Source organism: Campylobacter concisus (assembly GCF_002913865.1).
Lineage (GTDB): Bacteria > Campylobacterota > Campylobacteria > Campylobacterales > Campylobacteraceae > Campylobacter_A > Campylobacter_A concisus_AM.
The window spans coordinates 1-26,309 of record NZ_POYX01000106.1 but is presented as its reverse complement, the minus strand read 5'-3'; the positions used below and the strand labels follow the sequence as shown (position 1 = coordinate 26,309).

General features: G+C 41.2%; 29 protein-coding genes and 1 pseudogene. 27 read left to right on the top strand and 3 right to left on the bottom strand.

The window, feature by feature from the left end:
* Positions 1-416: 416 nt before the first annotated feature.
* The 16 genes and pseudogenes from CYP77_RS06955 to CYP77_RS06880 all read left to right on the top strand — a co-directional run.
* Positions 417-846: pseudogene (locus tag CYP77_RS06955) on the top strand (alanine--tRNA ligase-related protein); the annotation flags it as partial.
* A 251-nt stretch (positions 847-1,097) separates the two neighbouring features.
* A complete protein-coding gene (locus tag CYP77_RS06950; protein WP_103567932.1) occupies positions 1,098-2,045 on the top strand; it encodes a hypothetical protein in 948 nt (315 codons plus the stop codon).
* A gap of 101 nt (positions 2,046-2,146) precedes the next feature.
* Positions 2,147-2,758 carry a hypothetical protein gene (locus CYP77_RS06945; protein WP_103567933.1) on the top strand — a complete coding sequence of 204 codons (612 nt, stop codon included), beginning with the start codon at positions 2,147-2,149 and terminating at the stop codon, positions 2,756-2,758.
* Positions 2,755-3,504 (top strand): ABC transporter permease, encoded by a 750-nt coding sequence (locus CYP77_RS06940; RefSeq protein WP_103567934.1) that lies wholly within the window; start codon positions 2,755-2,757, stop codon positions 3,502-3,504. The genes CYP77_RS06945 and CYP77_RS06940 overlap by 4 nt, the downstream gene beginning before the upstream one ends.
* Complete coding sequence (locus CYP77_RS06935) at positions 3,501-4,193, top strand: ABC transporter ATP-binding protein (RefSeq protein WP_103567935.1); 693 nt, start codon at positions 3,501-3,503, stop codon at positions 4,191-4,193. Before CYP77_RS06940 ends, CYP77_RS06935 begins: the two co-directional genes overlap by 4 nt.
* A gap of 75 nt (positions 4,194-4,268) precedes the next feature.
* Positions 4,269-5,189: an ABC transporter substrate-binding protein gene (locus CYP77_RS06930; protein WP_103567936.1), complete on the top strand. Its 921-nt coding sequence runs from the start codon at positions 4,269-4,271 to the stop codon at positions 5,187-5,189.
* Positions 5,190-5,325: 136 nt separating this feature from the next.
* The gene (locus CYP77_RS06925; RefSeq protein WP_002941565.1) at positions 5,326-5,601 is read left to right on the top strand and encodes a NifU family protein; all 276 of its coding nucleotides are present in this window, start codon (positions 5,326-5,328) and stop codon (positions 5,599-5,601) included.
* Positions 5,588-6,142, top strand: a complete 555-nt coding sequence (locus CYP77_RS06920; RefSeq protein ID WP_103557797.1) for a histidine kinase — start codon at positions 5,588-5,590, stop codon at positions 6,140-6,142. Before CYP77_RS06925 ends, CYP77_RS06920 begins: the two co-directional genes overlap by 14 nt.
* Entirely contained in the window at positions 6,120-7,403 is a 1,284-nt protein-coding gene (locus CYP77_RS06915; RefSeq protein WP_103567937.1) for a UDP-N-acetylmuramoyl-L-alanyl-D-glutamate--2,6-diaminopimelate ligase, read from the top strand. Before CYP77_RS06920 ends, CYP77_RS06915 begins: the two co-directional genes overlap by 23 nt.
* An 18-nt stretch (positions 7,404-7,421) precedes the next feature.
* A complete protein-coding gene (locus CYP77_RS06910) occupies positions 7,422-7,991 on the top strand; it encodes a hypothetical protein (protein WP_103567938.1) in 570 nt (189 codons plus the stop codon).
* Between the two features lie 17 nt (positions 7,992-8,008).
* Complete coding sequence (gene panD / locus CYP77_RS06905) at positions 8,009-8,356, top strand: aspartate 1-decarboxylase (protein ID WP_103567939.1); 348 nt, start codon at positions 8,009-8,011, stop codon at positions 8,354-8,356.
* 3 nt (positions 8,357-8,359) lie between these two features.
* Positions 8,360-8,674 carry a YbaB/EbfC family nucleoid-associated protein gene (locus CYP77_RS06900; protein ID WP_002941513.1) on the top strand — a complete coding sequence of 105 codons (315 nt, stop codon included), beginning with the start codon at positions 8,360-8,362 and terminating at the stop codon, positions 8,672-8,674.
* On the top strand, positions 8,671-9,780 hold the full coding sequence (locus tag CYP77_RS06895; protein WP_103567940.1) for a DUF7488 domain-containing protein: 1,110 nt from the start codon (positions 8,671-8,673) through the stop codon (positions 9,778-9,780). The genes CYP77_RS06900 and CYP77_RS06895 overlap by 4 nt, the downstream gene beginning before the upstream one ends.
* Positions 9,777-10,676, top strand: a complete 900-nt coding sequence (locus tag CYP77_RS06890) for a polyprenyl synthetase family protein (protein WP_103567941.1) — start codon at positions 9,777-9,779, stop codon at positions 10,674-10,676. Before CYP77_RS06895 ends, CYP77_RS06890 begins: the two co-directional genes overlap by 4 nt.
* Before the next feature lie 108 nt (positions 10,677-10,784).
* The gene (gene tkt, locus CYP77_RS06885) at positions 10,785-12,695 is read left to right on the top strand and encodes a transketolase (protein ID WP_103567942.1); all 1,911 of its coding nucleotides are present in this window, start codon (positions 10,785-10,787) and stop codon (positions 12,693-12,695) included.
* A 57-nt stretch (positions 12,696-12,752) separates the two neighbouring features.
* Entirely contained in the window at positions 12,753-13,547 is a 795-nt protein-coding gene (locus CYP77_RS06880) for an undecaprenyl-diphosphate phosphatase (RefSeq protein WP_103567943.1), read from the top strand.
* Positions 13,548-13,616: 69 nt separating this feature from the next.
* Here CYP77_RS06880 and CYP77_RS06875 read toward each other — a convergent pair whose 3' ends face one another.
* Genes CYP77_RS06875 through moaC form a run of 3 tightly spaced genes read right to left on the bottom strand, consistent with a single transcriptional unit; the run spans position 13,617 to position 15,582 of the window.
* Positions 13,617-14,855 (bottom strand): hypothetical protein, encoded by a 1,239-nt coding sequence (locus CYP77_RS06875; RefSeq protein WP_103567944.1) that lies wholly within the window; start codon positions 14,853-14,855, stop codon positions 13,617-13,619.
* A gap of 9 nt (positions 14,856-14,864) precedes the next feature.
* Positions 14,865-15,131, bottom strand: a complete 267-nt coding sequence (locus CYP77_RS06870) for an HP0495 family protein (protein WP_103567945.1) — start codon at positions 15,129-15,131, stop codon at positions 14,865-14,867.
* Positions 15,106-15,582, bottom strand: a complete 477-nt coding sequence (moaC, locus tag CYP77_RS06865; protein ID WP_180995527.1) for a cyclic pyranopterin monophosphate synthase MoaC — start codon at positions 15,580-15,582, stop codon at positions 15,106-15,108. The genes CYP77_RS06870 and moaC overlap by 26 nt, the downstream gene beginning before the upstream one ends.
* A 417-nt stretch (positions 15,583-15,999) precedes the next feature.
* On the opposite strand from moaC, the gene CYP77_RS06860 reads away from it, so the two are divergent.
* The 11 genes from CYP77_RS06860 to CYP77_RS06810 all read left to right on the top strand — a co-directional run bounded on the left by CYP77_RS06860 (position 16,000) and on the right by CYP77_RS06810 (position 26,107).
* On the top strand, positions 16,000-16,818 hold the full coding sequence (locus CYP77_RS06860; protein ID WP_103567469.1) for an ATP-dependent protease: 819 nt from the start codon (positions 16,000-16,002) through the stop codon (positions 16,816-16,818).
* A 12-nt stretch (positions 16,819-16,830) separates the two neighbouring features.
* Complete coding sequence (gene nosZ / locus CYP77_RS06855; RefSeq protein WP_103567470.1) at positions 16,831-19,419, top strand: Sec-dependent nitrous-oxide reductase; 2,589 nt, start codon at positions 16,831-16,833, stop codon at positions 19,417-19,419.
* 81 nt (positions 19,420-19,500) lie between these two features.
* Positions 19,501-20,256, top strand: coding sequence for a cytochrome C (locus tag CYP77_RS06850; RefSeq protein WP_103559170.1), 756 nt, complete (start codon positions 19,501-19,503; stop codon positions 20,254-20,256).
* Positions 20,249-21,505, top strand: a complete 1,257-nt coding sequence (gene nosD, locus CYP77_RS06845) for a nitrous oxide reductase family maturation protein NosD (RefSeq protein ID WP_103567471.1) — start codon at positions 20,249-20,251, stop codon at positions 21,503-21,505. Before CYP77_RS06850 ends, nosD begins: the two co-directional genes overlap by 8 nt.
* On the top strand, positions 21,498-22,175 hold the full coding sequence (locus CYP77_RS06840) for a 4Fe-4S dicluster domain-containing protein (protein ID WP_103567472.1): 678 nt from the start codon (positions 21,498-21,500) through the stop codon (positions 22,173-22,175). The genes nosD and CYP77_RS06840 overlap by 8 nt, the downstream gene beginning before the upstream one ends.
* Positions 22,172-22,723 carry a c-type cytochrome gene (locus CYP77_RS06835; RefSeq protein ID WP_103567473.1) on the top strand — a complete coding sequence of 184 codons (552 nt, stop codon included), beginning with the start codon at positions 22,172-22,174 and terminating at the stop codon, positions 22,721-22,723. Before CYP77_RS06840 ends, CYP77_RS06835 begins: the two co-directional genes overlap by 4 nt.
* Positions 22,720-23,181: a c-type cytochrome gene (locus CYP77_RS06830; RefSeq protein ID WP_021086545.1), complete on the top strand. Its 462-nt coding sequence runs from the start codon at positions 22,720-22,722 to the stop codon at positions 23,179-23,181. The genes CYP77_RS06835 and CYP77_RS06830 overlap by 4 nt, the downstream gene beginning before the upstream one ends.
* A gap of 2 nt (positions 23,182-23,183) precedes the next feature.
* Positions 23,184-24,083: a NapH/MauN family ferredoxin-type protein gene (locus tag CYP77_RS06825; protein WP_002941641.1), complete on the top strand. Its 900-nt coding sequence runs from the start codon at positions 23,184-23,186 to the stop codon at positions 24,081-24,083.
* 9 nt (positions 24,084-24,092) lie between these two features.
* Positions 24,093-24,746 (top strand): ABC transporter ATP-binding protein, encoded by a 654-nt coding sequence (locus CYP77_RS06820; protein WP_103567474.1) that lies wholly within the window; start codon positions 24,093-24,095, stop codon positions 24,744-24,746.
* Positions 24,739-25,566, top strand: a complete 828-nt coding sequence (locus tag CYP77_RS06815; RefSeq protein WP_009295293.1) for an ABC transporter permease — start codon at positions 24,739-24,741, stop codon at positions 25,564-25,566. The genes CYP77_RS06820 and CYP77_RS06815 overlap by 8 nt, the downstream gene beginning before the upstream one ends.
* Positions 25,567-25,699: 133 nt before the next feature.
* Entirely contained in the window at positions 25,700-26,107 is a 408-nt protein-coding gene (locus tag CYP77_RS06810) for a tetratricopeptide repeat protein (protein WP_012140531.1), read from the top strand.
* The last annotated feature ends 202 nt before the right edge of the window (positions 26,108-26,309 follow it).

The following is a 26,309-nucleotide window of genomic DNA, read 5'->3' as shown; positions in this document are numbered from 1 at the left end:
CTATTAAATTTTAATGCCAACGCTATAAATTTCTGAATTTAAGCTAGCTATTATTAGTTTGTTTTAAATTCTACTTTGATTATATTGTTGTTCGTTTTGGCAGAATTTAGAATTGTAAATGCGCCGCAATATTATATGATATTTTGTTGGTTCTAAAGAGCAATTGCTAGATATTTATAAGGAGAAAATAAAATTCCAGAATAGCCTATTTTGTGTTGTAAATTTCCCAACTTTGCCTAAAAGATAAATGTTGTTTTCCTATAAAATTACGACCCAAAATAATATAAATTTCTAAATTTAGAGCCAGCTTTTTAAATTTTCGGTGTTGTACCGAGCTAAGGGCTTGGCAGATGATATTTATTTTTGTGGTGCAAATTTACAAGGAAGTTTATGGAGTTTGAAGGGCAAGGGGGCGGATACTTTTCACAAACGCTGGCATGGTGCCATTTAAGAGCATCTTCACAGGTGAGTGCCACGCCTAACGCCACCTATCCGCACTAGCCCTTAAACCTGCATAAGAGCTGGCGGAAAGCACAACGACCTTGATAATGTCGGCTACACAGCGCGTCATCACACATTTTTTGAGATGCTTGGAAATTTTAGCTTTGGCGAATACTTCAAAAAAGAGGCGATTTCTTACGCTTGGGAATTTGTCACAGAGGCGCTAAAACTACCAAAAGATAAGCTCTACGTCACAGTTCACGAAACCGACGATGAGGCGTTTGAAATTTGGAGCTCACACATCGTAAAAGAGAGAATTTACCGCTTTGGCGACCATGATAACTTCTAGCAGTCGAGATACTAGACCATGCGGCCCTTGCAGTGAAATTTTTTTACGATCAAGGCGATGGGGCTGAAGATAGCGCAAATTTGATATTAAATGATCTATGATATGGCAAAATACGAGCTAAAGCCAAAATCAAAAATACAAACAAAATACAATAAAACCAAACCAACTCAGGTAAATTTCTAAAAAGCAAATTCTAAATTTATCCAGTCCCAAACCAACCTAAATTTGCAAGTCAAACTCTACAAATTTCTAAATTTTACTCTGAAAAAGACGATCTTAGTTTAAACTATCTCGTAAAGGATTTGAAATGATAGGTGGCGTAAATTTATATAGCGGTTTTCAAAATATCAAGCCCAGCACAGACGAAAATTCTTTAAATTTATCATCTCAAAAATTAGTTCAAAACGCCAACCAAAATAGCGATCAGATAAATTTAAATCAGATAAATGAGAGTAAATTTAGCAAAGATGATAAGCCGCTAAAATTTGTTAAAGACAACTCACTCACAGGCATGGCCGCTAATGGCAAGATAAGCATCTGGGGCAAGCTCATGGGATACGACAAGCAAATGAGCCAAGATGAGATAGATGAGCTTAAGAGCTTTGTTAGCCAGACTGGAGCGCTTGGCTTTGGAAGACTTTACGAATCGATCATCGGATACTATCCAACAAACGTCGATCTATTCGCAAAAGAGTACACGTCAAAAGATGATAGCGGCACCTTGCTCGGACTTGGCCGCAAGAGCCATGTGGAGGGCTTTGAGATACTTGATAAGGACCTGAGCGTCGAGGAGTTCAAGGATAGGTGGCTGGACTATGCGCTGAGGCAATATCTTGGCGAGAGGGTCGGCGTGGAGAGTATCACGATAGGCAAGAAGGCTATCTCAATGCTAACTAGCACGAACAAGCCACCGATCGAATATGAGACAATGCAAAGCATAAATTTCACTGACGATGAGAGCAGGCAGAGATTTTTAACGCTGATGAAGGCTGGCATGAAGAGCGGGGCGAAATTTAAAGAGGTAATAGAGGGCGTGCTGTCGCTTTACAATGTGCAAAACACGGACAAGCTTGATGGCAACAAGGTCTATGCCTCGGTGATCGGCCGAAGCGAGAAGCTAGCGACCTACGATATAAATAAGGACGAGAAATTTGCCTATCTAAAGGAGCTAATGCGCCTTGAAAAAAGTGGCATAGATATACTAAAGCTGATGGAGAAAAGCCAGAAAAAGCAAAATTTAGACGTAAAAGCCTAGCTGTTTATAAATTTAACCTCCAAAGCGATATTTTTACTTTCAAGTGATACAATTTTGATTTTAATTATTACATTTTGCTTTTAAATTTGACGGGAGCTCTAATGAAAAAACTTATTTGGTTAAATCCTGTTGTAAAAAACATCTACGACTTTGCAGCGCTTAAAGAAATTTTGCAAGAGAAAGGTTTTAGTGTAGTAGAGTGCGAAAAAGATCACGTTAAAAGTGTAAAAAACGCATACAAAAACGCTCTTGCGCAAAAGGAGCTTATTTACGATAGCCGCTGTCCGAGGGCTGTAAATTTCATCAGGACAAATTTCAAAGAGCAGGCTGCTCTTATCTCAAATTTAAACCCCATTTTAATAGAAAGCGCCATCGAGCTTAGCTCAAAGCTAAAAGAAGATGAGTGGCTTTACGTGACGACGCCCTGTGAGGACTTGGCAGAGCTTGGCAGGGGGCTAAATTTAGCGCGAATTACATTTTTGACGTGGAAAAGCTTTAGGGGGCAAAATGAGATAAATTTAGAGATGAAAAGGCTAGGGACAAGCCCGATACCGCCGGAATTTTTCACAAATTTGGGCGTAAAAACACTAAGTCTTAGCAGTAAAGAGAAGATACAAAACGCCCTTTTATATAAATCTAGCGAGCTTAAAAACTACCAGATCATCGAGCTTTTATACTGCGAAAACGGCTGTCATAACGGAGATGGGCTGTGAGAGAAATTTTTAAAAAGAGCATTTTAGTTCTCGTGATCTTTGCCATCTGGCAGGTCGTTTGCGAGCTAGAAATTTTCACGCCGTATATCTTGCCAAGCCCCATTGCGACCTTTAAGACGATGTATGGCATGAGCCTAAGCGGCGAGCTTGCTACGCATACTATCATCAGCTTTAAGCGCATATTTGCAGGATATGCTCTCTCGTTTGCCCTAGCCCTCGTGCTTGGCGGCATAGCGGCACTTTTGCCAAAGATCAGCGTTTATTACGAGTGGATACTGGAGTTTTTTAGAAATATCCCGCCGCTTAGTTTGATCGCCATTTTGGTGCTTTGGTTTGGCATAAACGAGACGCCAAAGATCATCATTATCATCCTAGCTTCGTTTTTTCCGATGTTTCTTAGTATCCAAAAAGGGCTAACGAGCTGCGACGTGAAGCTCATCGAGGTAGGTAAAATTTTTGGCTTTAGCAAATTTGAGATTTTTTACAAGATCATCTTAAAAAGCGCGCTAAAAGATATCTTTGTCGGCATGCGAATAGGCTTTGGCTACGCCATGCGCGCGATCATTGGAGCTGAGATGATAGCGGCTTCAAGCGGGCTGGGGTATCTCATACTTGACGCAGAGGAGCTTTCACGTGCAGATAGGATATTTGTGGGCATTTTTACGATCGGCATTTGCGGCGTGCTCATAGATAGGATATTTTTACTTTTGATAGCGAAATTTAGCCTTTTGCGAGGTGAGAAATGATAGAAATTTCAAATTTATCCAAGCATTTTTTTATAGGCGAAAAGCGGATCGACGTTTTAAGAGAGCTAAATTTAAGCATAAAAAAAGATAAGATCACCGTCATACTCGGCAGGAGCGGATGTGGCAAAACGACGCTTTTACGCCTCATCGCTGGCCTTGAGAGCGTAAGCCTTGGCGAGATAAAATTTAAAGAGCAAGCAAAGATCGGCTTTGTCTTTCAAGAGCCCCGTCTCATGCCCTTTCTAAACATCTATGAAAACATCGTTTTCCCACTTAAAAAGCAGGAGATTGAGCCAGCAAAGATAGAGGCACTTATATCGATGATAGGGCTTAGCGACTTTAAATTTGCCGCCGTTTCGCAGCTCTCTGGCGGTATGAGCTCGCGCGTTTCGCTTGCAAGGGTGCTTGCATATGAGGCAAATTTGATCCTTATGGACGAGCCGTTTGCCGCGCTTGATGCCTTTACGAGAGCTAGCATGCAGGCTGAAATTTTAAAAATACAAGCTGGCAAAACCATCATTTTTGTCACGCACAACATCGACGAGGCGCTATTTTTGGCTGATGAGATCATCTTGCTTGAAAAGGGCGGGATAAAGTCAAACTACGATCTATCAAATTTAGCAAGGCCAAGAGATCTGCTAAGCGAGGAGCTAATAGCGATAAAACGCAAAATTTTGAGTGAAATTTAGGCAAATAAAATGATAATTAAAACCAAAATGAAGCAAAAGATTATATAATCTTGAAAATTTTTAAAAGGAGTAAGTATGAGAAAGTTTTTTAAGGTTTTGTGTGCGGCCTCTTTGCTTTGCCTAGTCGCAAACGCAAGCGAGGGCTTAGATAAGATCGGCATGACCTACGTCAAATCGCCGCTAAACGTCCCTTCGATCGTCGATAAATTTAAAGGCTTTTACGCAAAGTCTTTTGGTGTGCCAGTTGAGTACTCTGAGATCACTTCAGGTGCGAAGCAGACGCAAGCGCTCGCTTCAAATTCGCTCCAGTTTCTAAACTGCGTGGGTGGCACTTCGGTCATACTTGCAGCTGCAAATAAGGCTGATATAAAGATCATAAGTGCTTATTCAAGGGCACCTGAAGCCTTTGTCATATTTTCAAAAGATCAAAACATCAAGTCGCCAAAAGATCTAAAAGGCAAAAAAGTAGCAGGCCCAAAAGGCACTATCTTAAATGAGCTTTTGGTGAGATACCTAGCTCTTGGCGGTCTTAGTATAAACGACGTAGAGTTCATCTCTATGGGCATCCCAGCTGCGCAAGCCGCACTTGAAAACGGCAGCGTCGATGCAGCACTTCTTGCGGGACCAGCAGCTTACAACGCTCAAAAATCAGGCCTAAATGTAGTGACAACTGGCAAAGGCGTCATCACTCCAGTCATCGTCACGGCAACAAGCGGAGAGTTTTATAAAAAGCATAAAGATGTGGTTGAGAAATTTAAAAAGGCTCAGGATGAAATTTTGGCCTACATCAAAGCAAACGAGGACGAAGCGCTTAAATTTACGGCTGAAGAGACTGGGCTTAGCATAGAGGCGGTAAAGAGTATGTATCCTCAGTACGACTTTAGCTCAAAGATCACGGCTGAAGATATAAAAGCGCTTGAAGCTACACAAGAATTTATGCTTGAAAGTAAGATGATAGAGCATAAAATCGATATAAAATCACTTCTACTAAACTAAACTTAAAGGGCAATTTTGCCCTTTTTTCTCACAAAAAAATACTAAAATTTAAAGCCAAAACGCCACCAGCAAAAGCCTAGAAAACGTTTGTTTGCACTTTATCTGCTATAATAGCTAAAAAATTTAAGGAAAAAATATGATCCCATTTAGTGATGAAGAGCTTTTAAAACCAGTGACTGCGAGTTTGCAAAAGGTGCTACCTATGCTTGAAAATGACGGCGGCGGCATGGAGCTACTTGGCATAAAAAACGGCAAAATTTACGTAAGGCTCACAGGACATTGTCACGGATGCGCAGCCAGCACGACCACGCTAAAATACGGCATCGAAAGGCAACTTCGCATCGACATTCATCCAGAGCTTGAGGTCATAAATGTTCCAATAGGCGAGGAATTTAACATTGATGGATTATAAAAAAGTAGGCATAAAACATTTTAAACGCTCTAAATTTAAAGATGCGATCTTTTACTTTTCGCTAGCCTACGAAAAGACACGCGAGAAGGATCTGCTATTTTTGATACAAATTTGCTCTCTTGGCGAGGAAAATGCCGAGGAGGCAAAGCTCTTGTTTGACTACTACATGGCTAAGGTAAGAGCCGGCGAGGACGACGAGGGCGTGGAGGAAATTTTAAAAATTTTAGAGTCCAGAGACGAGGAGAGCGAGTATTTTGAAGAGCAAGACGCGATAAGCTACGAGGACTTTAAAAGAGCAGTTTATAAGGATGGCAGCTTTAAAAAGGTCTTTGAAAACATCATGTTCTCAACCAAGGTGATGATCTCAAACAAAGACGATTTTTTGGAATTTTTAGGAAATTTGATAAAAAATGACTTCATCGATATGAGTATGAACTATCTTGAGAGTGCGGCGGTGATGTTTGGCGGCGACGAGCGTATAGATCAGCTTTTTAAAGAGATACAAAAAAGACAAAACGATGAAAATATCAGTAGAAAATAGCTTCATAACAGATGACTCAAACGAGTGCGAGCAGGGTGCATACTTTGTGCAAACTACTGCAAATGCGAAATTTGTAGAACACGCGGCAAAAAACGGCGCTAAGATAATCACTCTTGAAGAGTGCAAAAAGCTTTTAAAGATCGATGAAAGCTTAAAAATAGTTGGCATCACAGGGACAAATGGCAAGACCACGACGGCTGCGGCTATCTACGAAACCCTGCGAAATTTAGGTAAAAAATGCGGCCTAAGTGGCACCAGGGGGGCATTTATAGAGGGCGAGCAGATAGATGACAAGGCGCTTACGACAAGTGCCATTTTAAAGACGCTCTCATACCTCAAAGCAGCCAGCGAGCAGGGCTGTGAGTACTTCGTGATGGAGGTTAGCTCACACGCGATCGCTCAAAAACGCATAGAGAGCTTAAAATTTGCTCTTAAAATTTTTACAAACCTAACGCAAGATCACCTAGACTACCACAAGAGCATGGAGGAATACGCGAGAGTAAAATCAAGCTTTTTTGACGATGAGAGCGTAAAACTCATAAACATTGACGATGGCGGAGTTAAATTTAACCCAAAAAACGCCTACACATACGCGATCAAAAAGCCAGCCAGCTTTGCGCCGATAGTTTATGGGCTAAAAGACGGCATAGACGCAGTTATCAAGACGCCAAATGGTGATGTGGAGATAGACTCAAGCCTTCAAGGCGAGTTTAATCTTTACAACCTAATCGCCGCTCTTGGTGCCGTTTGCCTGCTAGAGCGCCCAGACGCGGCCGCACTTTCAAAGGCGATAAGTAAATTTAAAGGCGTGAGCGGCAGAATGGAGGTTGTTAGCACCGATCCGCTAGTCATCGTAGATTTTGCCCATACACCAGATGGCATAGAAAAGGTTCTAAACTCGCTTAGACATCTAAATTTGATCGCAGTCTTTGGCGCAGGTGGCGACAGAGATAGGACAAAGCGCCCTAAAATGGGAGCAATAGCCCAAAAATACGCAAGAATTTGCATCGTCACAAGTGACAATCCAAGAAGCGAAGAGCCAGAGAGCATAATCGATGAAATTTGCGCTGGCATGAGCCAAAATGAAAATTTGATACGAAATGCCAACCGCAAAGAGGCGATCGCTCTAGCCATTAGCAAGCTAGAGCCTGGCTGGGCGCTTGTCATACTTGGCAAAGGCGACGAGCCATATCAGGAGATAAAGGGCGTCAAGCACCCATTTAGCGACAAAGAAGTGGTGCTTGAAATTTTATGTAGATAACTTTTGAAAGGAAAAACGATGAAAATTTTAAATTTAGCCTTTGTAGCTGCTTGTAGCGCGCTGCTACTAGGATGTGCCACTGCTCAAAAAGAGCCGCAAAAGCTACAATCTAGCGCAAACCAAAAGAGCTATCTGGTGAGCAACCTACCTCAAAATATAGAGTATGACGGCCAAATTTATCACCAAAAATACCAAAATGAATTTACGGTGGAGTATTATTTGGAAGATGAGGGTGGCTATGGATGGAGTAAGCTAATCAGCGTTACCTATGCGCCAAGCATCAAAAACATAGATGATTTTATAACAGCGATAAAAAAAACCACAGATCCAAAAAAGGGCAAATTTAAGATAGAAAAGATAGGTAGCGACAGCTCTTACCGTGAGGAAATTTACTATCCAGAGCCAAATAATCCAAAATTTAACAGCTACGAGATAACTCTAGACGTTGCCAAAACGAGCGAGTGTGGACTAGTTGGCGTATCTTTTGCTAGAAATTTCAAAACCCTTGACGATCTAGAAAAGACGCTAAAGGCAGAGAAATTTAACGAGAAATTTTTAGCAAACAGACCAGTGATAGAGTGCAAATAAACTAAACAAGGCGGAAAATGACAATAGAAATTTTAGCTAGTAAGATCCACAGGGCCGTCGTAACAGACGCAAATTTAAACTATGTTGGCTCGGTAAGCATCGGCGAGGAGCTTATAAAGGCTGCAAATTTGATAGAAAATCAAAAGGTTGAAATTTTAGACGTAAATAACGGCGAGAGATTTGCCACATACGTGATAAAGGGCAAAAAAGGTGAAATTTGCCTAAACGGCGCGGCTGCTAGAAAGGTCTGCGTAGGAGACGTGGTCATCATAGTGGCTTATGCTAGTATGAAATTTAAAAAGGCTAAGAAATTTAAGCCAACCATCGTGCATGTAAATAACAAAAACGAGATCATAAAGGAGTAGGCGATGTTTGAGGGATTTGACTTTTCAAAGATGGGGCAGATGCTTGAGGATGTGCAAAAGCAAGCCAAGCAGATGGAAGAAGAGAGCAAAAATAAAGAATTTGGAGCAAAAAGCGGCGGTGGGCTAGTTAGCGTGAGAGCAAACGGCAGCGGCGAGATACTTGATATCAGCATAGATGATAGCTTGCTTGAAGATAAAGAGAGCATGCAAATTTTGCTAATAAGCGCCGTAAATGACGTGCTAAAGTCGGTTGAGGCCGATAAGAAAAACACCGCTTCAAGGATGCTTGGCGGCCTTGCTTCGATGGGGATAAAATGAGACTAAATTATAAATTTGCCCTTGCTTTTTTACTATCAGCGCTTTGCCTAAATGCCGATCCTAGGCCTACGCAAGAGGACTTTAACGCCTGCTTTGAAAAGAACAAAAACTCAATCGTCTCGGTAAATAAACACTTTGGCGTGGCTATCACTAAAAATTTGATCGCAGTGCCAAAAAGCGACGGAGCGCCACTTGGCGAATATGTCAAATTTGACCCATATTTGCAGCTCTTTTTGGTGCGCTCTAGCAAGGAGCTAAGCCCTGTCGTGATGGCCGATGAGACCAACGAGGAGCGCATCAAAAAGAGCACTTGGGTTGGAATTTTAAACGATGCAAACAACACCGTCATGGGTCACATCAAGTCTTTAGGGCAAAATTTAGGCGACTTTGACACGCTAAGCTTCGAGTATAACGCGACTGGCGAGATAAACACGCCTTGTTGTAAGATGATAGGCATAGCTGTTGGAGCTGATAAATTTATACCAAACCGCTATTTAAAGCACTTTGTATCTTATGATGACGTCTATTACGGCGATATCGGCGTGAAATTCTTGCAAAAAGAGGATAAATTTTTTGTGGGTCTTGTTGATCCACTGGGCCGCGGCAAGATGCTTATGATAGATGATGAGCTTGTTACGATAAATGGCATAAAACCAAAGAGCCTAAGAGAGCTAAACGAGATGGTTCTTTTTGCTCCAAAGGGCGCGAAGCTTGACATCATCGTGAAGCGTGATAGGCAGGAGCTGCTCTTTCAAGTGCCAGTAAGCGGCGAGGTGAAATTTAACCAAAGCTTAGAAATAAACGCCCCTTCAAGCCTTGATCTGCCAAATTTAAATATCATGCCAAAAGCGGCTGCGAGCTTGCTTGATGATAAAATTTTGGTTGATTATGGTGTCACGGTCGATAAAAATTTAGTCGTTACAAAGGTCGAGCCAAAGTCAAATGCTGAAAATTTTGGCATCAAGATAGGCGATAAAATTTTAGGCTACAACAAAGAGAGTGTGAGCGACCGCGAGGAGCTTTTAGAAAAGATAAGCGACCTGCAAAATTTCGTGCTTTTATTTAGTAGAAATGACTTTCAGTTCTTTGCAAGAGTGCCAAAATGAGCCTACTTGAGGACTTTGTAAAATTTCTAAACGCAAATTTGCCAAAGGCGTCTGGCTTTCACCCTTACTACGAGGAGGCGCTTGGCGTTATGCTAAAGGCTGGAGGCAAGCACTTTAGGGCGCTTTTGCTTCTTGGCGTGGTCGAAAATGTGGATAAAAGCCTCACGCAAAAGGCGATGAGAGTGGCTTTGGGGCTTGAGATGATGCATACATACTCGCTCATACACGACGATCTTCCTTCGATGGATAACGCAAGCCTAAGACGCGGCACGCCAACGCTTCACGTAACATACGACGAGACGACTGCGATACTTGCAGGAGATGCACTAAATACGCATGCTTTTTATGAAATTTCACGTGCTGATCTGCCAGCTCAAATACGCATAAAATGCGTGGAAATTTTAAGCGAGAATGCTGGCGTTAGCGGCATGGTGCTAGGTCAGGCGCTGGATTGTTTTTTTGAAAATACAAACAAAGAGGATATCAAAAGAGCAAAGGCTAAATTTGGCCTCTCTGGTAAGATGCTAAGCCTTGATGAGCTAGTATTTTTACATATCCACAAAACCGCAAAGCTCATCGCTGCAAGCCTAAAAATGGGCGCTGTGATAGTAAATTTAGACGAAAAAGAGTGCGATAAAATTTATGATATCGGCCTAAAGCTTGGGCTTGCTTTTCAGATACAAGATGACATCATCGACCTTACAAGCGACGAGGCGGCCGCTGGAAAGCCCGTGCACAACGACCTATCGAAAAATTCATTTACAAATTTACTCGGTCTATCTGGCGCAAAAAAGAAAAAAGATGAGCTAATAGGCGAGATAGAAGAGGCATTAAAACAGATAGATGCAGGCATAGCAAAGATGATCTTAGAGCTTACGGACAAGCACCTAAGATAAGCGCATAAATTTAGTAAATTTATATCACTTTTTAGACATTTTGAGCAAAAATGCAAGGCAAGTTTTAATCACTTTTTTGTATAATCTGACGCAATAAAAGGAGATCATATGCTAAAAAAACAAGCCGATACTATAAGATTTTTGTGCGCTGATATGGTGCAAAACGCTAACAGCGGACACCCAGGTGCTCCTATGGGCCTAGCTGATATCATGGTGGTTTTAAGCAACTTTTTAAAACACAACCCTAAAAATCCAAAATGGCTAAATAGAGATAGGCTCGTTTTTAGCGGTGGTCACGCATCAAGCTTGGTTTATAGCTTTTTGCACCTAAGCGGCTACGATCTAAGCTTAGACGAGCTTAAAAATTTCCGCCAACTTGGCTCAAATACACCAGGACACCCAGAGATTCACACTCCAGGCGTTGAGGTGGCTACTGGCCCACTTGGTCAAGGCATAGCAAACGCAGTTGGCCTAGCCATGGCAGAAAAATACGCTGCAAACGTGCTAAATGAGCCAGATAATAAAATAATCGATCATAAAATTTACTGCCTTTGTGGCGACGGCGATCTTGAAGAGGGCATAAGCTACGAGGCATGTTCAATCGCAGGAAATTTAAGACTAGACAACCTTGTGCTCATCTACGACTCAAACAACATCACGATCGAGGGTGACACAGCGATCGCATTTAGCGAGGATGTCAAGGCAAGGTTTGAGGCGCAGGGCTGGGAGGTCGCACGCATCGACGGACACGACTTCAACCAGATCGAATTTGCACTTGAGCAAGCAAACGAGAAAGAGTCGCCATATCTCATCATCGCAAACACGCACATAGCACGCGGCGCAATGGAGCTTGAAGGCAGCCACCACAGCCACGGCGCACCGCTTGGCGAAGAGATCATCAAAAAGGCAAAGGCCGCAGCTGGCTTTGACCCTGAGAAGAAATTTGCTATCGATGAGGACGTGCTTTTAAGATTTAGAGGTGCAGTTGAAAAGGGCGATCTTGAAGAGACGATGTGGAACAAAAAGGTTGAGGCGTTAAGCATTGAAGGCAAAAATTTATTAAACTCACTTCTTAATCCAGACTTTAGCAAGATCGAATTTCCAGACTTTAGCGACAAAAAACTAGCCACAAGGGATACAAACCACGTCATTTTAAACGAGATAGCTAAAAAACTTCCTGGCTTTATCGGCGGCAGCGCTGATTTAGCTCCGTCAAACAAGACTGAGCTAAAGGGCATGGGTGACTTCCCAAATGGCAAAAATATCCACTATGGCATCAGAGAACACGCCATGGCAGCTATCAACAACGGCATCGCTAGATACGGCCTTTTCTTGCCATTTTCAGCGACATTTTTTATCTTCAGCGACTATCTAAAGCCAAGTGCTAGGATAGCAGCGCTAATGGGTATCAAGCACTTTTTTGTCTTTACGCACGATAGTATCGGCGTTGGCGAAGATGGTCCGACACACCAGCCTATCGAACAGCTTAGCACATTTAGAGCGATGCCAAATTTCTACACTTTCCGCCCAGCTGATGGCAACGAAAACGCAGCTAGCTGGCAAGCGGCTCTAAATTTAAACGCTCCAAGCGCATTTGTGCTTAGCCGCCAAGGACTTGATCCACTTGCAAAAGGCGAATTTGGCGAGGTTGGCAATGGCGCATATCTTTTAAGTTCAGCAAAAGAAGCAAAGATCACATTTATAGCAAGCGGCAGCGAGGTCTCACTCTGTGTAAAAGCAGCCGCACTTTTAGCTGAGCAAGGCATCGGTGCAAACATCGTATCAGCGCCTTGTTTTGACCTACTTTGTGAGCAGCCAGCTGAGTATGTGGCTAGAATTTTAGATAAAAATACAACGATCATCGCAGTTGAGGCTGCAACTGGCTATGAGTGGTATAAATTTGCTGACGCAGTTTATGGCATGAATAGCTTTGGCGCTAGCGGCAAGGCAAATGAGCTATTTGATCACTTCGGATTTACTCCGCAAAAGCTTGCAAATTTTGCTAGCGAACTTATATAAAATTTAACTTTGGGGAGTAAAATCCCCAGCTGCAATCTATAATCAAAAAGGCATTTTATGGAAATTTCTCACGTTATCGTTTTGGCCTTGGTGCAAGGCATAAGCGAGTTTTTGCCGATATCAAGCTCGGCTCATCTCATCTTGGTGCCAAAGCTACTTGGCTGGCCAGATCAAGGGCTTGCTTTTGACGTGGCAGTGCATGTTGGTACGCTAAGCGCGATACTTTTTTATTTTAAAGATACGATTTTTAAGCTACTTCGCGACTTTTTTGCCTCGATCGCGCAACGAAAGATGGTGGGCGATAGCTTGCTTGTCTGGTGCGTGGGATTTGCCACTATCCCAGTTGGCATCTTTGGGCTTTTGTTTAACAACGTGATCGAAGAGTACGCAAGAAGCGGCGTTGTGATCGCAGTTACTACGATCATTTTTGGCATCGCACTTTACTTTGCTGATCTTCGCTCAACAAACAAAAGCGAATACGAAATGACCATAAAATTTGCTCTCATCATAGGCTTAGCGCAGGCTGTGGCGCTCATCCCTGGCGTCTCAAGGTCAGGCATAACGATGACAGCGGCACTTTTTTTAGGATTTAGCCACAAAGGCAGTGCAAATTTCTCATTTTTACTTTCGATACCTGTCATCATCCTAGCTGGCGGACTTGAGAGCATCAAGCTTATAAAAGATCCAAACGCTCTGCCTTGGAGCGACATCGCTCTTGGCGTCATGATAAGTGCAGTAAGTGCTTATATTTGCGTGAAGCTATTTATGGGGATCATCTCAAGGATCAGGATGCTACCTTTTGTCATCTACCGCTTGATCTTGGGTGCGTTTTTGCTCTATCTATTTTTATAAATTTAAGTTGTAAAATGGCTAGGCTAAGACCTAGCCAAAATGATAAATTTGCCAAAAAGCTTGGCAAATTTACTCCTCTTTTTTATCTTTTTTTATGACGTTTAAAAAGTCTTTTGCGGCTTGATAGGCTCTATCGCCAAATTTCTTAGCTTCTGTTTTTATATCCATTTGTTTGATATCTTCAAGCTTGTCGTTTGCCTTTTTTTCAAACTCCGCGATATCTTGTTTGAGGCCTTCAAGTTTATCATTAGCGTCAAAATTTAGCTTTAGTTTTTTGCTCTTGTCATTTAGCTCTTGCTTTAGAGCTTCAAATTTATTGTTCGCCTCGCTCACAAGCTTTGCAACGCCGTTTGATTTTAGCTCTTCAAGCCTTGAGCTGATCTGCTCTATCGCTTGATCACTTATGCGTTTAAATTTTGCTAGATTTGTGTCAAGCTCGCTATTTATCACGCTTTCGATCTCGCTTTTAGCTACGCCATCAAATTCATTTTCAAGCTCTTTAAGAAGCGCTATAAACTCTTCATCTACGTTTTTTAAATTTAAAAGCTGTGAGTTTAGCCTTAGCTCGTCTGGAGCAAATTTAGCCTCATCTTTTAGCTTTTCAATAGCTCTTAAAATGCCATCTCTCGTACCATTTATCGCGCCTTTTATGAGCTCTTTTGCAAAGATGTGCCCCTCATTTGCTAAATTCCCCGCTGCACTGATGATATTTTTTGAAATTTCAAACATTCGCTCTTTGCTAAACTCCCCACCTCTTATCGCAGAATAGGTCATATTTTTAGCTATCGCGCCAGCGGTCTCTTCTACGTCCTTTGCGCCCTCAAGCGTCGTTAAAAATGCGATTTGAGCGCTCTCTTTTAAGATGCCAAGCATTCTCGTTTCTCTAATGATCGCGTTGTTTAAAAGCTCTAAAATTTCCTCTTTTTCACCAAAATTTCTATCTTTTACGACCTCTTCAGCCGCTTCAAATGAAATTTTTAGCCTATTTTTTATCTCTTCTCGCTTTGCCTCGATGGTTCTATTTATCTCATCTCTTTTATCAAATAGCTCATAAAGCTGCTTCTCTTCGCCGCTAACTAGGGCCTGATTTATCCCCTCCATAGCGCTTTTTAGATTTTTGGCATTTATGAGGCTCTCTTTATCCATCTTGTCGTAAAGCTCGTTCATCTTTTGCTTCAAAAGATCAGGCAGTGCGTTTTCATCTTTGTCTGAGACATCCTTAAAAAAGTCGTTGCAAAGAGCCTTTATGCTAGTTAGTAGCCCCTCGCTATCTTTATAATCATGTAAATTTTGCTCAAGTTTATCCATATTTTTACCTTATAAAACATATTTTGCTTCGTGTTTTAGGGCTGAAAATATCTCCAGTCTCTCTTCTTCGCTCAAAACTAGCACCGCTAGATCATAGCTCGCGTACTTTTTATCCTTGCTAAATTTAGAAAAAACTAGCTTAAATTCCCTATCTTTTACTATATCTTTCACCTTTGCCTCTGCCTCATCACTCGCATCAAAGATCACTTTGTACTCCCAGTGTGTTGGGTAGTCGATCTTTGGTTTTTTATTATTTAGATCGCATATACTCGCCACTTTTGCCTCCTTTTTTGCTCTCTAGTACGATGTTTCCGATCTCCATACCTTTATCTATGGCTTTTACCATATCATAAATAGTAAGAAGTCCCACGCTTACGCCTGTTAGCGCTTCCATCTCGACGCCTGTTTTGCCCTCTATCTTGACACTCACAAAAAGCTTAAAAGCGCAAATTTCAGGCAGCTCCTCGATGTCACAATCCACGCCCAAAATGGCCAGTGGATGGCACATAGGTATTAGCTCGCTTGTCTTTTTAGCGCCCATTATCGCAGCGACAACGGCTGTTTGTATGACTGGGCCTTTTTTGCCTGTGTTTTCTTTGATCGCCGTAAAGGCCTCTTTGCTCATTTTGATGATCCCACTAGCAGTTGCTACTCTTTTAGTTGGATCTTTTGGGCTTACATCGACCATCTTTGGACGGTCTTTTTCATCTAAATGTGTTAGCATTATCTCTCCTTTTTTTGGTGGATTATAGCCTATTTAAACAAATTTAAGTTATCAGCAAATTTAAGCAAAAAATATCAAAAATCTAAAATTTAGCCCTCGCTCAAAACGCAAGAGAAATTTTTCATTTCTTAATATAATTATATAATTTAAATAATTTTTTTAAAGAAATATTTATAATTTAAATTTTTAATGCAAAGAAAGCCTAAAATACGAATTTTTATAGATAATAAATTTTATCAAAAATATATTTCTATCCATTAAATTCCAAAGTCTATTTATTGTAAATAGCAAAATTTAAAAAAAATTATTGATATTTTTCTTTAAAAGCTTAAGAAAACAAATTAACTTCTAATTTGCTTTTAAGATATGAATATGTATATTTTTGTTAATTTTAAATTTACGATGAAAGCAACCTAGATAATGAAATTTCTGCTATGTCTTAGCTTGTCTTTGATAGCGCTTTTTGCCGAGGGCAAGGGCTGTTTCGTCGATGAAAATAGTCAAAACATCATCTTTGTAAAAGATGGCGAGACAAAAAGCCTAGGCTTAAAGGAGAAAATTTACAAAGATCAAAGATGTGCTTTTGATGAGAGCTCTTTTTACGTTGCAAATTTAAACAACGAGATCGTAAAGGCAGCTAGCGAGAAGGAATTTTTATTTGCTCTGCCAAATGTTGGCTGTAAGGTTTCAAATATCTTGCTAGATAAAGAGAAAATTTACGTCGCTTGCGATATGGCAAATGTCGTAACGATCGCCATTTTTGACAAGAGTTCTAAAAAATTTATATCAAAAAATTTTAACAATGTTTATAAAATTTCTAGCTTTTTACCGCTTGGTGAGGAAGCATTTTTTACTAGCTTTAATGGCAAGGCATTTTTGCTTGATAGCAAGCTTAACGTAAAAGAGCAAAAAATCGTTGGCTTTGCGCCGATTAGTGCCTGTAAATTTAGTGATGATGAAATTTTCATAGGCTTTAAAAATGGAGAAATTTTAGATCTTAAAAGTGGAGCTAAAAAGCAAGTTTTAAGATCTAAAATTTCAGCTCTTGCTTGTGCGGGAGATGAGGTTTTGGTAGCTAGCGAGGACGGAGCGATCTATAAATTTGACAAAAGCTTTAAGCTAAAGGGCAAAAAAGAGCTTTTTAGTGGCGAGATAAAAGAAATTTTTATAGATAAAAACGTGCTTGTTGGCGTGGATCTAGGCAATAAGACAAAGAGTTTAGAGATAAATTCATTTTAAAAAGGAGAGTAAATGCAAAAGTTATTTTGTGTCGCAAGTGCTGCACTTCTTGGGCTATCTTTAACTGCTGCTTGTGCTGCTAGTAGTGACCTTGAAAAAGTCATGAAAGAGCGCGGGCTAAGCGAAAAAGATGTCCTTGCAGCTGCTAAGACTTACCAGCCAAGCGGTAAAAAAGATGATTTCATCGTCTTTTCATCTGGCGGGCAGAGTGGTCAAGTGCTAGTTTATGGCGTTCCGTCGATGAGAATTTACAAATACATCGGCGTTTTCACCCCAGAGCCTTGGCAAGGATATGGCTATGACGATGAGTCAAAAGCTGTTTTAAAACAAGGCAACATCAGGGGCAAAGATATAACTTGGGGCGATACGCACCACCCAAATTTCACTGAGAAAAATGGTGAGTATGTTGGTGATTATCTATTTATCAACGATAAGGCAAACCCAAGGATCGCTGTTATAAATTTAAAAGACTTTGAGACAACTCAAATGGTCGTAAACCCTATCATGAAGAGTGAGCACGGCGGTAGCTTCATCACTCCAAACAGCGAGTACGTCATCGAAGCTAGCCAGTACGCAGCTCCACTTGATGATAACTATCACTCAATGGACGACTACGAAGCTGTCTATAGAGGCGCTGTGACATTTTGGAAATTTGACTATCCAAAAGGCAAGATCGACGAGAAAGCATCTTTCTCACTTGAGCTTCCTCCATACTGGCAAGACTTAAGCGACGCTGGTAAGGGCGAGAGCTACGGCTGGGGCTTTACAAACTCAATAAATAGTGAGATGTATACAGGTGGTATCGAAAAAGGTCTTCCTCCATTTGAGGCAGGTGCTAGTAGAAATGATACTGACTTCTTACATGTTTATAACTGGCAAATTTTAGAAAAACTTGCACAGGATAAGAAAAACTACAAAGTTATAAATGGCCACAAGGTAGTTACAATAGAAGCTGCTGTAAAAGCTGGAGCACTATTTTTGATCCCAGAGTCAAAGAGCCCGCACGGTTGTGACGTAACACCAGATGGCAGATACATCATCGTTGGTGGTAAGCTTGATACTCACGCATCAGTTTATGACTTTAAAAAGATCAAAGAGCTAATCGACAAAAAAGAGTACGCTGGCACTGACCCATACGGCATACCTATCTTAGATAGAGAAAAGACAATGCACGGACAAGTCGAACTTGGCCTTGGACCACTGCACACATCATTTGACTCACAAGATGGTGTAGTCTATACTTCACTTTACGTTGATAGTCAAATCGTAAAATGGGACTACAAAAATTTAAAAGTGCTTGATAAAGTAAATGTTCATTACAACATTGGCCACCTTGACACAATGGAGGGCAAATCAGCAAAACCAGTTGGCAAATATGCAATCGCACTTGATAAACTTTCAATCGATCGCTTCAACCCAGTTGGTCCTTTGCATCCACAAAACCACCAGTTAATCGACATCAATGGTCCAAAAATGGAGCTAATCTATGATATGCCGATCCCACTTGGTGAGCCACACGACGTTGTTTCAATAGCTGCTAGCAAGCTAACTCCAGCGCTTACTTACAACATGGGTACAAACTCAAGAACAGGCGAGGCAAGCCCATTTGCAACACTAGCTGGTCAAGAAAGAGTTGAGAGAAACGGCAAAAACGTAACTGTCTATGCAACAATGATCAGAAGTCACATCAACCCAGAGCACATCGAGGTAAATAAAGGCGATAATGTAACAATTCACCTAACAAACCTAGAGCGCGCGCAAGATGAGACTCACGGCTTTGGCATCGACCTTTACAACATTCACGCTTCACTTGAGCCTGGCAAAACTGCTTCAGTAAATTTCGTAGCTGATATGGAAGGTGTCTTCCCATATTACTGCACCGAGTTTTGTTCAGCACTTCACCTAGAGATGATGGGTTACTTACTTGTTAAAGATCCAAATAAAAAATATGAATCTGCAAAAAATAGCAAGCTAAAAACTCTAAGCCCAGAAGCTCTAAAAGCTGAGTACGACAAAGTAATCGCAACTAACAAAGCTACTGATGATGTTATCCAAGAGGTTGTTAAATACCTAAAAGAGAAACATTATGAGAAATATCCAAAAGTAAAAGCTTTGGTTGATGACGCACTTGATCAATACGGCCACATCAAAGAGGTAAAAGCTAAAGCTGACGAAGCTTACAAAAAAGGCGACGTAAATGGCGCTATCCTTTGGGAGTACCAAGTATGGCAATACATGGTAAAAACTGCTGACGTTGGTCTAAGAGCTAAAAATAACCTAGCTAAAGAGATCGCAACTCCGATGAGCCCAGCTGCTGCAAAAGGTGAAGAGGCTTATCTAAAAGGCGGATGTAATGGTTGCCACGTTATTGGTCAAGTAAGCTCAGGTCCAGACCTAACTGGCGTCTTACTAAGACATGAAAACGGCGAAAAATGGGTAGCAGACTTCATCAAAGATCCTGCTAAATTCTATAACGATGACTACGTTAAAGCGATGATTGACTTCTTTAAACTTAGAATGCCAAATCAGCATATGAATGACGAAGAGATCAAAAATATCATCGAGTATCTAAAATGGATAGACGAAAACGCAGGTATGTAGTTTTAAGGGGCATTTTTGCCCCTTTTAAATTTTAAAATTTAACTTTTGCTAGGCTAAATTTTAAAATTTAAAGGAGAGATTATGAGTAAATATAAAATTTATACCATTGTTGCACTTATCATCATGAGCGTTTGTTTTACTCTACCAGTTCTTGGCTGGCATGGAGCTAAAGAGCGTATAGCTAACGGCGACGAGCTACCATCTTATAGCTACACTATCTACGATCTTTATAGTTCTTTTCAGTATAAAAACCACCTTTTGCCAAAAGAGGTAGCAAGCGATCTTCATAAGATGATTGAGCAAAAAGCAGAGATCGGCACGCCATCTTTTCCTATCTGGTACGTATCTCTTGAAGCGCCAAACTATCCAAAGGCAGCCTTTCCAGATGGCATCCCAGTATATTTTCACGTAGATGGATATAGTGGCGACGTGCACGAGATGAATACGATAAACCACTACATTGGCATGTATCCTATGGAGCATGGTGGCAATGTCGAGCGAGCGATCGCACCTTATTATCTACTTATCGCCACACTTTGCATGCTTGCATTTTTATACTATGACGGTAAATTTAACTCGCTTCTCATGGTGCCAACCATCATCGCACCAGTGCTATTTATGAGTGCATTTGTGGGCTGGCTATACTGGTATGGACACAATATGCAAGAGTGGGGCGCCTTTAAGATCAAGCCATTTATGCCAACTGTTTTAGGCGATGGTAGCGTGGCGCACTTTACAACTCACTCTTATCCGACCATAGGCTTTTGGGTGATGATGGTGATGAGCGTGCTTTGCATACTTGCAGTCTTTTCAAAGAAAAAAGAGCTAAATGCGTAAATTTTGTAAATTTGCCCTTGCTTTTTTGCCACTTTTTGGCTTTGCAAACGTCCTTCAAGATGCGATAAATAACGCTAACCCTGGCGATGTGATAAAGCTAGGGGACGCTGTTTATGAAGGTGGTATAACGATAAATAAACCTCTTAGCATCATCGGCGTGGGCAAAAATGCCCATATAAAAGGGAGCGGCAAAGGCAGCGTTATAAAGATCATCGCTTCAAACGTGACACTTAAAAATTTAAAGATAAGTGGTAGTGGCAATGACCTTGGCGAGCTTGACGCTGGCATAGGCTGTGACAAGGCAAATAACGTAGAAATTTCTAAAAATGACATAAGCGATGTGCTTTTTGGGATTGATTTTAAAGAGTGCAGTAGCTCAAAGATCACTGAAAACAACATCACCTCAAAAAAAGGCGCTAGCCTTGGCTTTAGAGGTGACGCGGTGAGACTTTGGTATAGCCATGAAAATTTGATCGAACACAACAACATCCGCGACAGCCGTGACATGGTCGCATGGTACGCAAGCCACAATAAATTTCTAAGCAACAAAGCAGTTGGTAGCAGATATTCGCTTCACTTTATGTATGCTAATCAAAATTTAGTCGAAAATAACGAATTTATCGGCAACGCTGTTGGTATGTTTTTTATGTATTCGGCTGGCTCAAATATAAAAAATAACCTCGTTATGGATAGTGACGGCGCTTTTGGTATCGGCATCGGACTAAAGGACGTGTCTGACTTTACGATAGAAAACAACACACTTATCTATAATGCGCGTGGCATATTGCTTGATAACTCACCCTTTCAGCCAGGATCGACGATAAATTTTATAGGCAATAAAATTTTACACAACGTGGTTGGCGTCTATTTTCACGCTACGCAAGGCACAAGCATCTTTGAAAACAACGACTTTATCGGCAACATGGACATCGTCGTAAATGACACTCCGGGCGAAAAGATGCTTTTAAATAGGTGGAGCAAGAATTATTATGATGAGTATGAGAGCTTTGATAGAGATAAAGATGGCTACGGCGACACGCCATTTTTGTATCTCTCATATATCGATCAGCTTTGGCAGTACTATCCAAATTTGCAGTTTTTCTACGGCTCAAGCGTCTTTAGCATCTTAAATTTCTTAGCCAAACTAGCTCCATTTTCTGAGCCAATAGAGCTACTTGAAGATAATTCGCCTAGGATAAAACCGCTCGATGCTTCAAATTTCAACGCTTTAAGGTCAAAACGTGGATAGAAGAAATTTTATGATAATTGGCTCAGCCGCAGCAGTGGCTGGATACGCCATAGGCAAGTTTTTGCCAAAAAGTAGTGGCGACAAGCTCTATCTTAGGCCACCAGGTGCTGTTGATGACTTTGATGATCTTTGCGTAAAATGCGGTCAGTGCGTGCAAGTCTGCCCTTATCACAGTATAAATTTACTTGATATAAAAGATGGCTACTCAAATGGCTCAGCTCACATCGACGCCAAAGAGCGAGGCTGCTACTTGTGTGACCTTTTCCCATGCGTGCTAGCCTGTCCTAGCGGTGCGCTCGATCACGCGACAAAGGTCGTGGGTGACGTCAAAATGGGCGTTGCAGTTTTAAGTGACACGGCAGCCTGTTTGAGCATGAAAAGAGAAAATTTAAGCGAAGCTGGCGTTAAACATCTGCTTGATCGCAAAGCCTATAACGACAGAGAAGAGGTGCTAAAAGATAAGATAAAAGGCAAGATCGGTCAAATTTGCGATCTTTGTGTCACACTTTGCCCAGTTGGCGATAGCGCGATAGTGATGAGCCAGACAAATTTGCCGCTCATAAAAAATGGCTGTGTTGGTTGTGGCGTTTGCGCTGAGGTCTGCCCAGCAAAGATCATAAATATCGCCCCAAAGATGAGCTATGATGAAATTTACAAGGAGAAAAAATGAGAGCAATAATACCTTTAGTAGCTGCTGCGTTGCTATTTGTCGGCTGTGAAAAGAGTGAGGACAAGGCGCAAGAGGCTGCTGGCGAGCAAGGCGCAAAAGTAGCGACAAGTGCTAGCATAAAGGTCGAAAAAAGTGAAAATAATGAGAGTGCAAATAAGCAAAATGAATTTATAAAATACGACATGCACGGCGAAAAAAGCGTTAAATTTGGACTTGAAGATAACAACGTAAGCCGCCAGATCGGAGCGCTTGCCATGGTAAAAAGCCCGCTTCAGACTATAAATTTAAGGCTCATAAAGGGCAGACTTAGCAAGGACTTCATCACAAAGTGTTCAGCCTGCCACGACGACTATGCAAATGGCATCATCGGACCATCTCTTCTAACAAAGAGCGAGGATGAAATTTATAAGATGATAAACGCTTATAAAAACAAAGAGAAGGTAAATGTGCTAATGCGTGATCTTGTTAAAAAGATGGATGAGGGTGAGATTAGAAAACTAGCCAAAGAGATAAGCGATTTTAATGCGCAGTTTAGGAGCAAACAATGAAAATCGGAAAAATCATAACGATCATTTTAGCGGTGCTGATATGCGGCATCATGGTGTTTATGCTAAGCCAAACTCCGCCTAAAAAGGAGAAAGTAGAAGCTAGCGTTCAGCCAAAAGTGGAGCAAAATATCTCAAAAGAGCAGTCAAAGTCTAGCGAGGAATTTGCCAGCGAAGATGAGCTAAAAAAGGTAAAAGAGCTAAGCCTAAGCGTGGCTAAGACACAAAATGAAGGCGTTAGTAGGCAGTATCTTACCTCTTGCGCTCCGTGTCACGGCGCAAATGGCAAAGGCATAGTAGCGCCTGACATCACTCATCTAAGCAAAGAGGATCTGCTAAAAAAACTAGCTGATTATAAGGCTGGTAAGGTGCAAAACACGCTTATGAAGGGACTACTAACAAACGTTAGCGACAGCGATCTAAACAGCCTTGCTGATGAAATTTCTAAATTTAAAAAGTAAAAATGGATAAATATAACGTTCGTGCGACCGTTAGAAACGTAAGCTTTCTAAGCACGCTAATAACGACTACAAAAGATGGTAAAAAGCGCCCAAGCATACGTTTTTGGCGCATTTTTACCATCGTGCTAGTTCATCTTTTGTTTGTGCTCTCTTACAGGGTCGATGTGCAAATTTTAGAGGGCGACATCAGCGCTTCAAGGATACTTGGCTTTCACCTAGCAGACGCATTTATGAGCTTGCAAGTCTTTTTGGCAACGCATGAAATTCATGTAAATTTGCTCATTGGCTCGCTTAGTATCTTAGCCTTTTACATCATTTTTGGTGGCAGGGGCTTTTGCTCGTGGGTTTGCCCATATTCACTTATAAGCGAGATAGCTGAGAAGATCCATGAAAATTTGCGCGCAAAAAAGATAGTAAAACCGCGAGTTTTTGACACAAAATGGCGATACGCTTTTACCATTTTGTTTTTGGCTCTTAGCTTTGCCAGCTCAAGTCTTGTCTTTGAAATTTTTAACGTCGTTGGGATATTTTCAAGATTTATCATCTATGGCTACTTTCACGCTATCTGGCTAGTCGTAGCCATGCTTGTGGTTGAAATTTTCTTCTCGCGCAGGGCATGGTGCAGGTATGTCTGCCCTGTTGGAGCGACCTATTCGCTACTAGCAAAGCCAAATGCGATAAAGGTCAGCTGGGATAAAGAAAAGTGCGATCACTGCTTAGTTTGCACCGATGTTTGCCTAGTGCCACACGTGCTTTTTATGACAAAAAAGGGGGCAAAAACTGATGATAGTAAAAAGCTCTTTAGGATAGCAGGGGCTGACTGCACGCTTTGTGGCAGGTGTATCGACGTGTGCCACCAAGATGCACTTAAATTTGACAACGGCTTTAAGAAACTCATATAAGGAATTTTTTTGATAGATATAAAAGAAGTAACGAAAATTTTTGGCTCACAAAAGATACTTGATAACGTCAGTCTAAATGTAAAAGCTGGCGAAAAGATAGCGATACTTGGGCAAAACGGAGCTGGCAAAAGCTCGCTTATGCGTATCATCTTGGGTGAGTTTGTGCCAAATAGCGGAAGTGTCGCGATAAATGGCGTAAATACCCTAAAAGATAGAAAAGAGGCGCTAAAGTTTATCTCATTTGTGCCTCAAACCCCGCCACCACTTAAATTTAGCCTGCGTGAGCTTTGCGAGTTTGTCTGCAAAAGCTCAAATGTCAAATTTGAAGAGATAGAGAAATTTAGCAAGCTTTTAGAGCTTGACCTGCATGCAAATTTAAACAAGTCCTTTTACAAACTCTCTGGCGGTATGAAGCAAAAGATGCTAATAGCCATCGCATTTGCCAAAGATAGTGAAATTTTGATGTTTGACGAGCCAACGGCAAATTTAGATGTAAAAGCAAGAGAGTCTTTTAAAAATTTGCTTGATAACTTCACGCAAAAAAAGACGCTAGTTTTTATCTCGCACCGCATAGATGAGATCGCTCATTTGCTCGATAGATGCGTCTATATGGACCTTGGCAAGATCATAAAAGAAGAAAATTTAAGGAGCAAGAGTGAATAACCTTTTTTTAATAGCAAAACTAGACGTCAAAGAGTCGTTTCGCTCAAGGTGGTTTGCGATCTATGCGCTTCTTTTTTCTGCTTTGATGATAGGATTTTTATTTAGCGGAGTGACGGACTCTCGTGTGCTTGGCTTTTCTGGGCTAACAAGGGCGCTACTTTTGTTTATACAAATTTGCGTCATCATCGTGCCGATATTTATCCTCATCTCAACCGTTAGAAGTATAAATCAAGACAGAGATACAAACCTGCTTGAATACGTACTAAGCTTCCCGCTAAGCCTTAAAGAGTACTACTTTGGCAAGGCGCTTGGGCGGACATTTGTCGTTTTTGTGCCGCTTTTGTTCTCGCTTTTGCTTTGCGTGGTGGTTGGCTTTATAAAGGGCGTGTCGATACCTTGGGGCGTGCTGGTGCTCTACTTTGGCCTGCTTTTTAGCCTAAGTATCGTCTTTTTGTCGCTTGGCTTTTTCATCTCAAGCCTTATCAAAAACCAAGAAACTGGACAAGGCGTGGCGTTTTTGCTCTGGCTTATCATGCTAGCTTTTATCGACCTAGCGCTCATTGGGCTGCTTATGCGAAGCTCAGTCGATGAGTACGTCATCTACTCTATCGCGATGTTAAATCCGATCGAGCTTTTTAGGATAGCCGCACTTAGCCTTTTTGATCCAAATTTAGCAGTCATAGGCACTGCCTCTTACTTTATCTTAGGCACATTTTCAAAAGCTACCTTCGTAGCTTATGCGATCATCTATCCTTTGGTACTTGGCGCGATCTTGCTAGTTTGCGGCTATTTGGGCTTTAGCAAGAGAGATCTTGTTTGATTGTTTTTTGTTAAATAAGAGTTGGTTTTAAATTTAGACGAGGCTTGTATTATTCCACTTGTCCAACAAGAAACCTCCTTTTTGTAATGACCCCCTTTCCCCCAAAGGGGGTTTATCTCTCTCAAGGAAATTTATGAAAAAATCCATTTTATTTTTAGCCTTTGCCGTTTTATCTCTAAGTGCAAACTGGGATGAAAATATGCAAAACTGCATCAACAAAAGTGACGCAAAAGCTTGCGAGAGCTTTACTAAAAAGCTTTCAAGCGAGTGCGAAAACAAAGACAAAACTTCTTGCTTTTTATATGCTGACATGCTAGGGCGAGGTCTTGGCGTTGAAAAAGATCTGGTTAAATCTTACGAAGTCTTTAAGTCGCTTTGTGAAAATGGTAGCAGTGAAGCTTGCTACGAGCTAGCTACAAAATATCTGCAAGGAAACGGCGTAGAGCAGAGCTTTGATCTATCTGCAAATGCCCTTGATAAAGCTTGCAAGATGGGCAGCAAACGAGCTTGCAACGTCCTAGAGCTTGTGCCTAAGAATTAGAATTTATAAATTTAATTGAGCTTTTTTGCAAATTTTAAAATTTGTCCGACATTTGTATGTATGACGAAGCAAATTTTCAAATTTTAAAATTTTACTCACTCGCAAGAATTGACTACTAAAATTTGGCTTCGCTTATCGCTTAGCTCAAATTTTAGAGCCGAAATTACTCGTTTATAAAGTTTTAAAATTTACTTGAAACTCA

Excerpts from the sequence above, each read along its gene's own strand:
- CYP77_RS06950 (WP_103567932.1), top strand. The coding sequence starts at position 1,098 with ATGATAGGTGGCGTAAATTTATATAGCGGTTTTCAAAATATCAAGCCC.
- CYP77_RS06945 (WP_103567933.1), top strand. The coding sequence starts at position 2,147 with ATGAAAAAACTTATTTGGTTAAATCCTGTTGTAAAAAACATCTACGAC.
- CYP77_RS06935 (WP_103567935.1), top strand. The coding sequence starts at position 3,501 with ATGATAGAAATTTCAAATTTATCCAAGCATTTTTTTATAGGCGAAAAG.
- CYP77_RS06930 (WP_103567936.1), top strand. The coding sequence starts at position 4,269 with ATGAGAAAGTTTTTTAAGGTTTTGTGTGCGGCCTCTTTGCTTTGCCTA.
- CYP77_RS06925 (WP_002941565.1), top strand. The coding sequence starts at position 5,326 with ATGATCCCATTTAGTGATGAAGAGCTTTTAAAACCAGTGACTGCGAGT.
- CYP77_RS06915 (WP_103567937.1), top strand. The coding sequence starts at position 6,120 with ATGAAAATATCAGTAGAAAATAGCTTCATAACAGATGACTCAAACGAG.
- CYP77_RS06910 (WP_103567938.1), top strand. The coding sequence starts at position 7,422 with ATGAAAATTTTAAATTTAGCCTTTGTAGCTGCTTGTAGCGCGCTGCTA.
- panD (WP_103567939.1), top strand. The coding sequence starts at position 8,009 with ATGACAATAGAAATTTTAGCTAGTAAGATCCACAGGGCCGTCGTAACA.
- CYP77_RS06900 (WP_002941513.1), top strand. The coding sequence starts at position 8,360 with ATGTTTGAGGGATTTGACTTTTCAAAGATGGGGCAGATGCTTGAGGAT.
- CYP77_RS06895 (WP_103567940.1), top strand. The coding sequence starts at position 8,671 with ATGAGACTAAATTATAAATTTGCCCTTGCTTTTTTACTATCAGCGCTT.
- CYP77_RS06890 (WP_103567941.1), top strand. The coding sequence starts at position 9,777 with ATGAGCCTACTTGAGGACTTTGTAAAATTTCTAAACGCAAATTTGCCA.
- tkt (WP_103567942.1), top strand. The coding sequence starts at position 10,785 with ATGCTAAAAAAACAAGCCGATACTATAAGATTTTTGTGCGCTGATATG.
- CYP77_RS06880 (WP_103567943.1), top strand. The coding sequence starts at position 12,753 with ATGGAAATTTCTCACGTTATCGTTTTGGCCTTGGTGCAAGGCATAAGC.
- CYP77_RS06875 (WP_103567944.1), bottom strand. The coding sequence starts at position 14,855 with ATGGATAAACTTGAGCAAAATTTACATGATTATAAAGATAGCGAGGGG.
- CYP77_RS06860 (WP_103567469.1), top strand. The coding sequence starts at position 16,000 with ATGAAATTTCTGCTATGTCTTAGCTTGTCTTTGATAGCGCTTTTTGCC.
- nosZ (WP_103567470.1), top strand. The coding sequence starts at position 16,831 with ATGCAAAAGTTATTTTGTGTCGCAAGTGCTGCACTTCTTGGGCTATCT.
- CYP77_RS06850 (WP_103559170.1), top strand. The coding sequence starts at position 19,501 with ATGAGTAAATATAAAATTTATACCATTGTTGCACTTATCATCATGAGC.
- nosD (WP_103567471.1), top strand. The coding sequence starts at position 20,249 with ATGCGTAAATTTTGTAAATTTGCCCTTGCTTTTTTGCCACTTTTTGGC.
- CYP77_RS06835 (WP_103567473.1), top strand. The coding sequence starts at position 22,172 with ATGAGAGCAATAATACCTTTAGTAGCTGCTGCGTTGCTATTTGTCGGC.
- CYP77_RS06830 (WP_021086545.1), top strand. The coding sequence starts at position 22,720 with ATGAAAATCGGAAAAATCATAACGATCATTTTAGCGGTGCTGATATGC.
- CYP77_RS06825 (WP_002941641.1), top strand. The coding sequence starts at position 23,184 with ATGGATAAATATAACGTTCGTGCGACCGTTAGAAACGTAAGCTTTCTA.
- CYP77_RS06810 (WP_012140531.1), top strand. The coding sequence starts at position 25,700 with ATGAAAAAATCCATTTTATTTTTAGCCTTTGCCGTTTTATCTCTAAGT.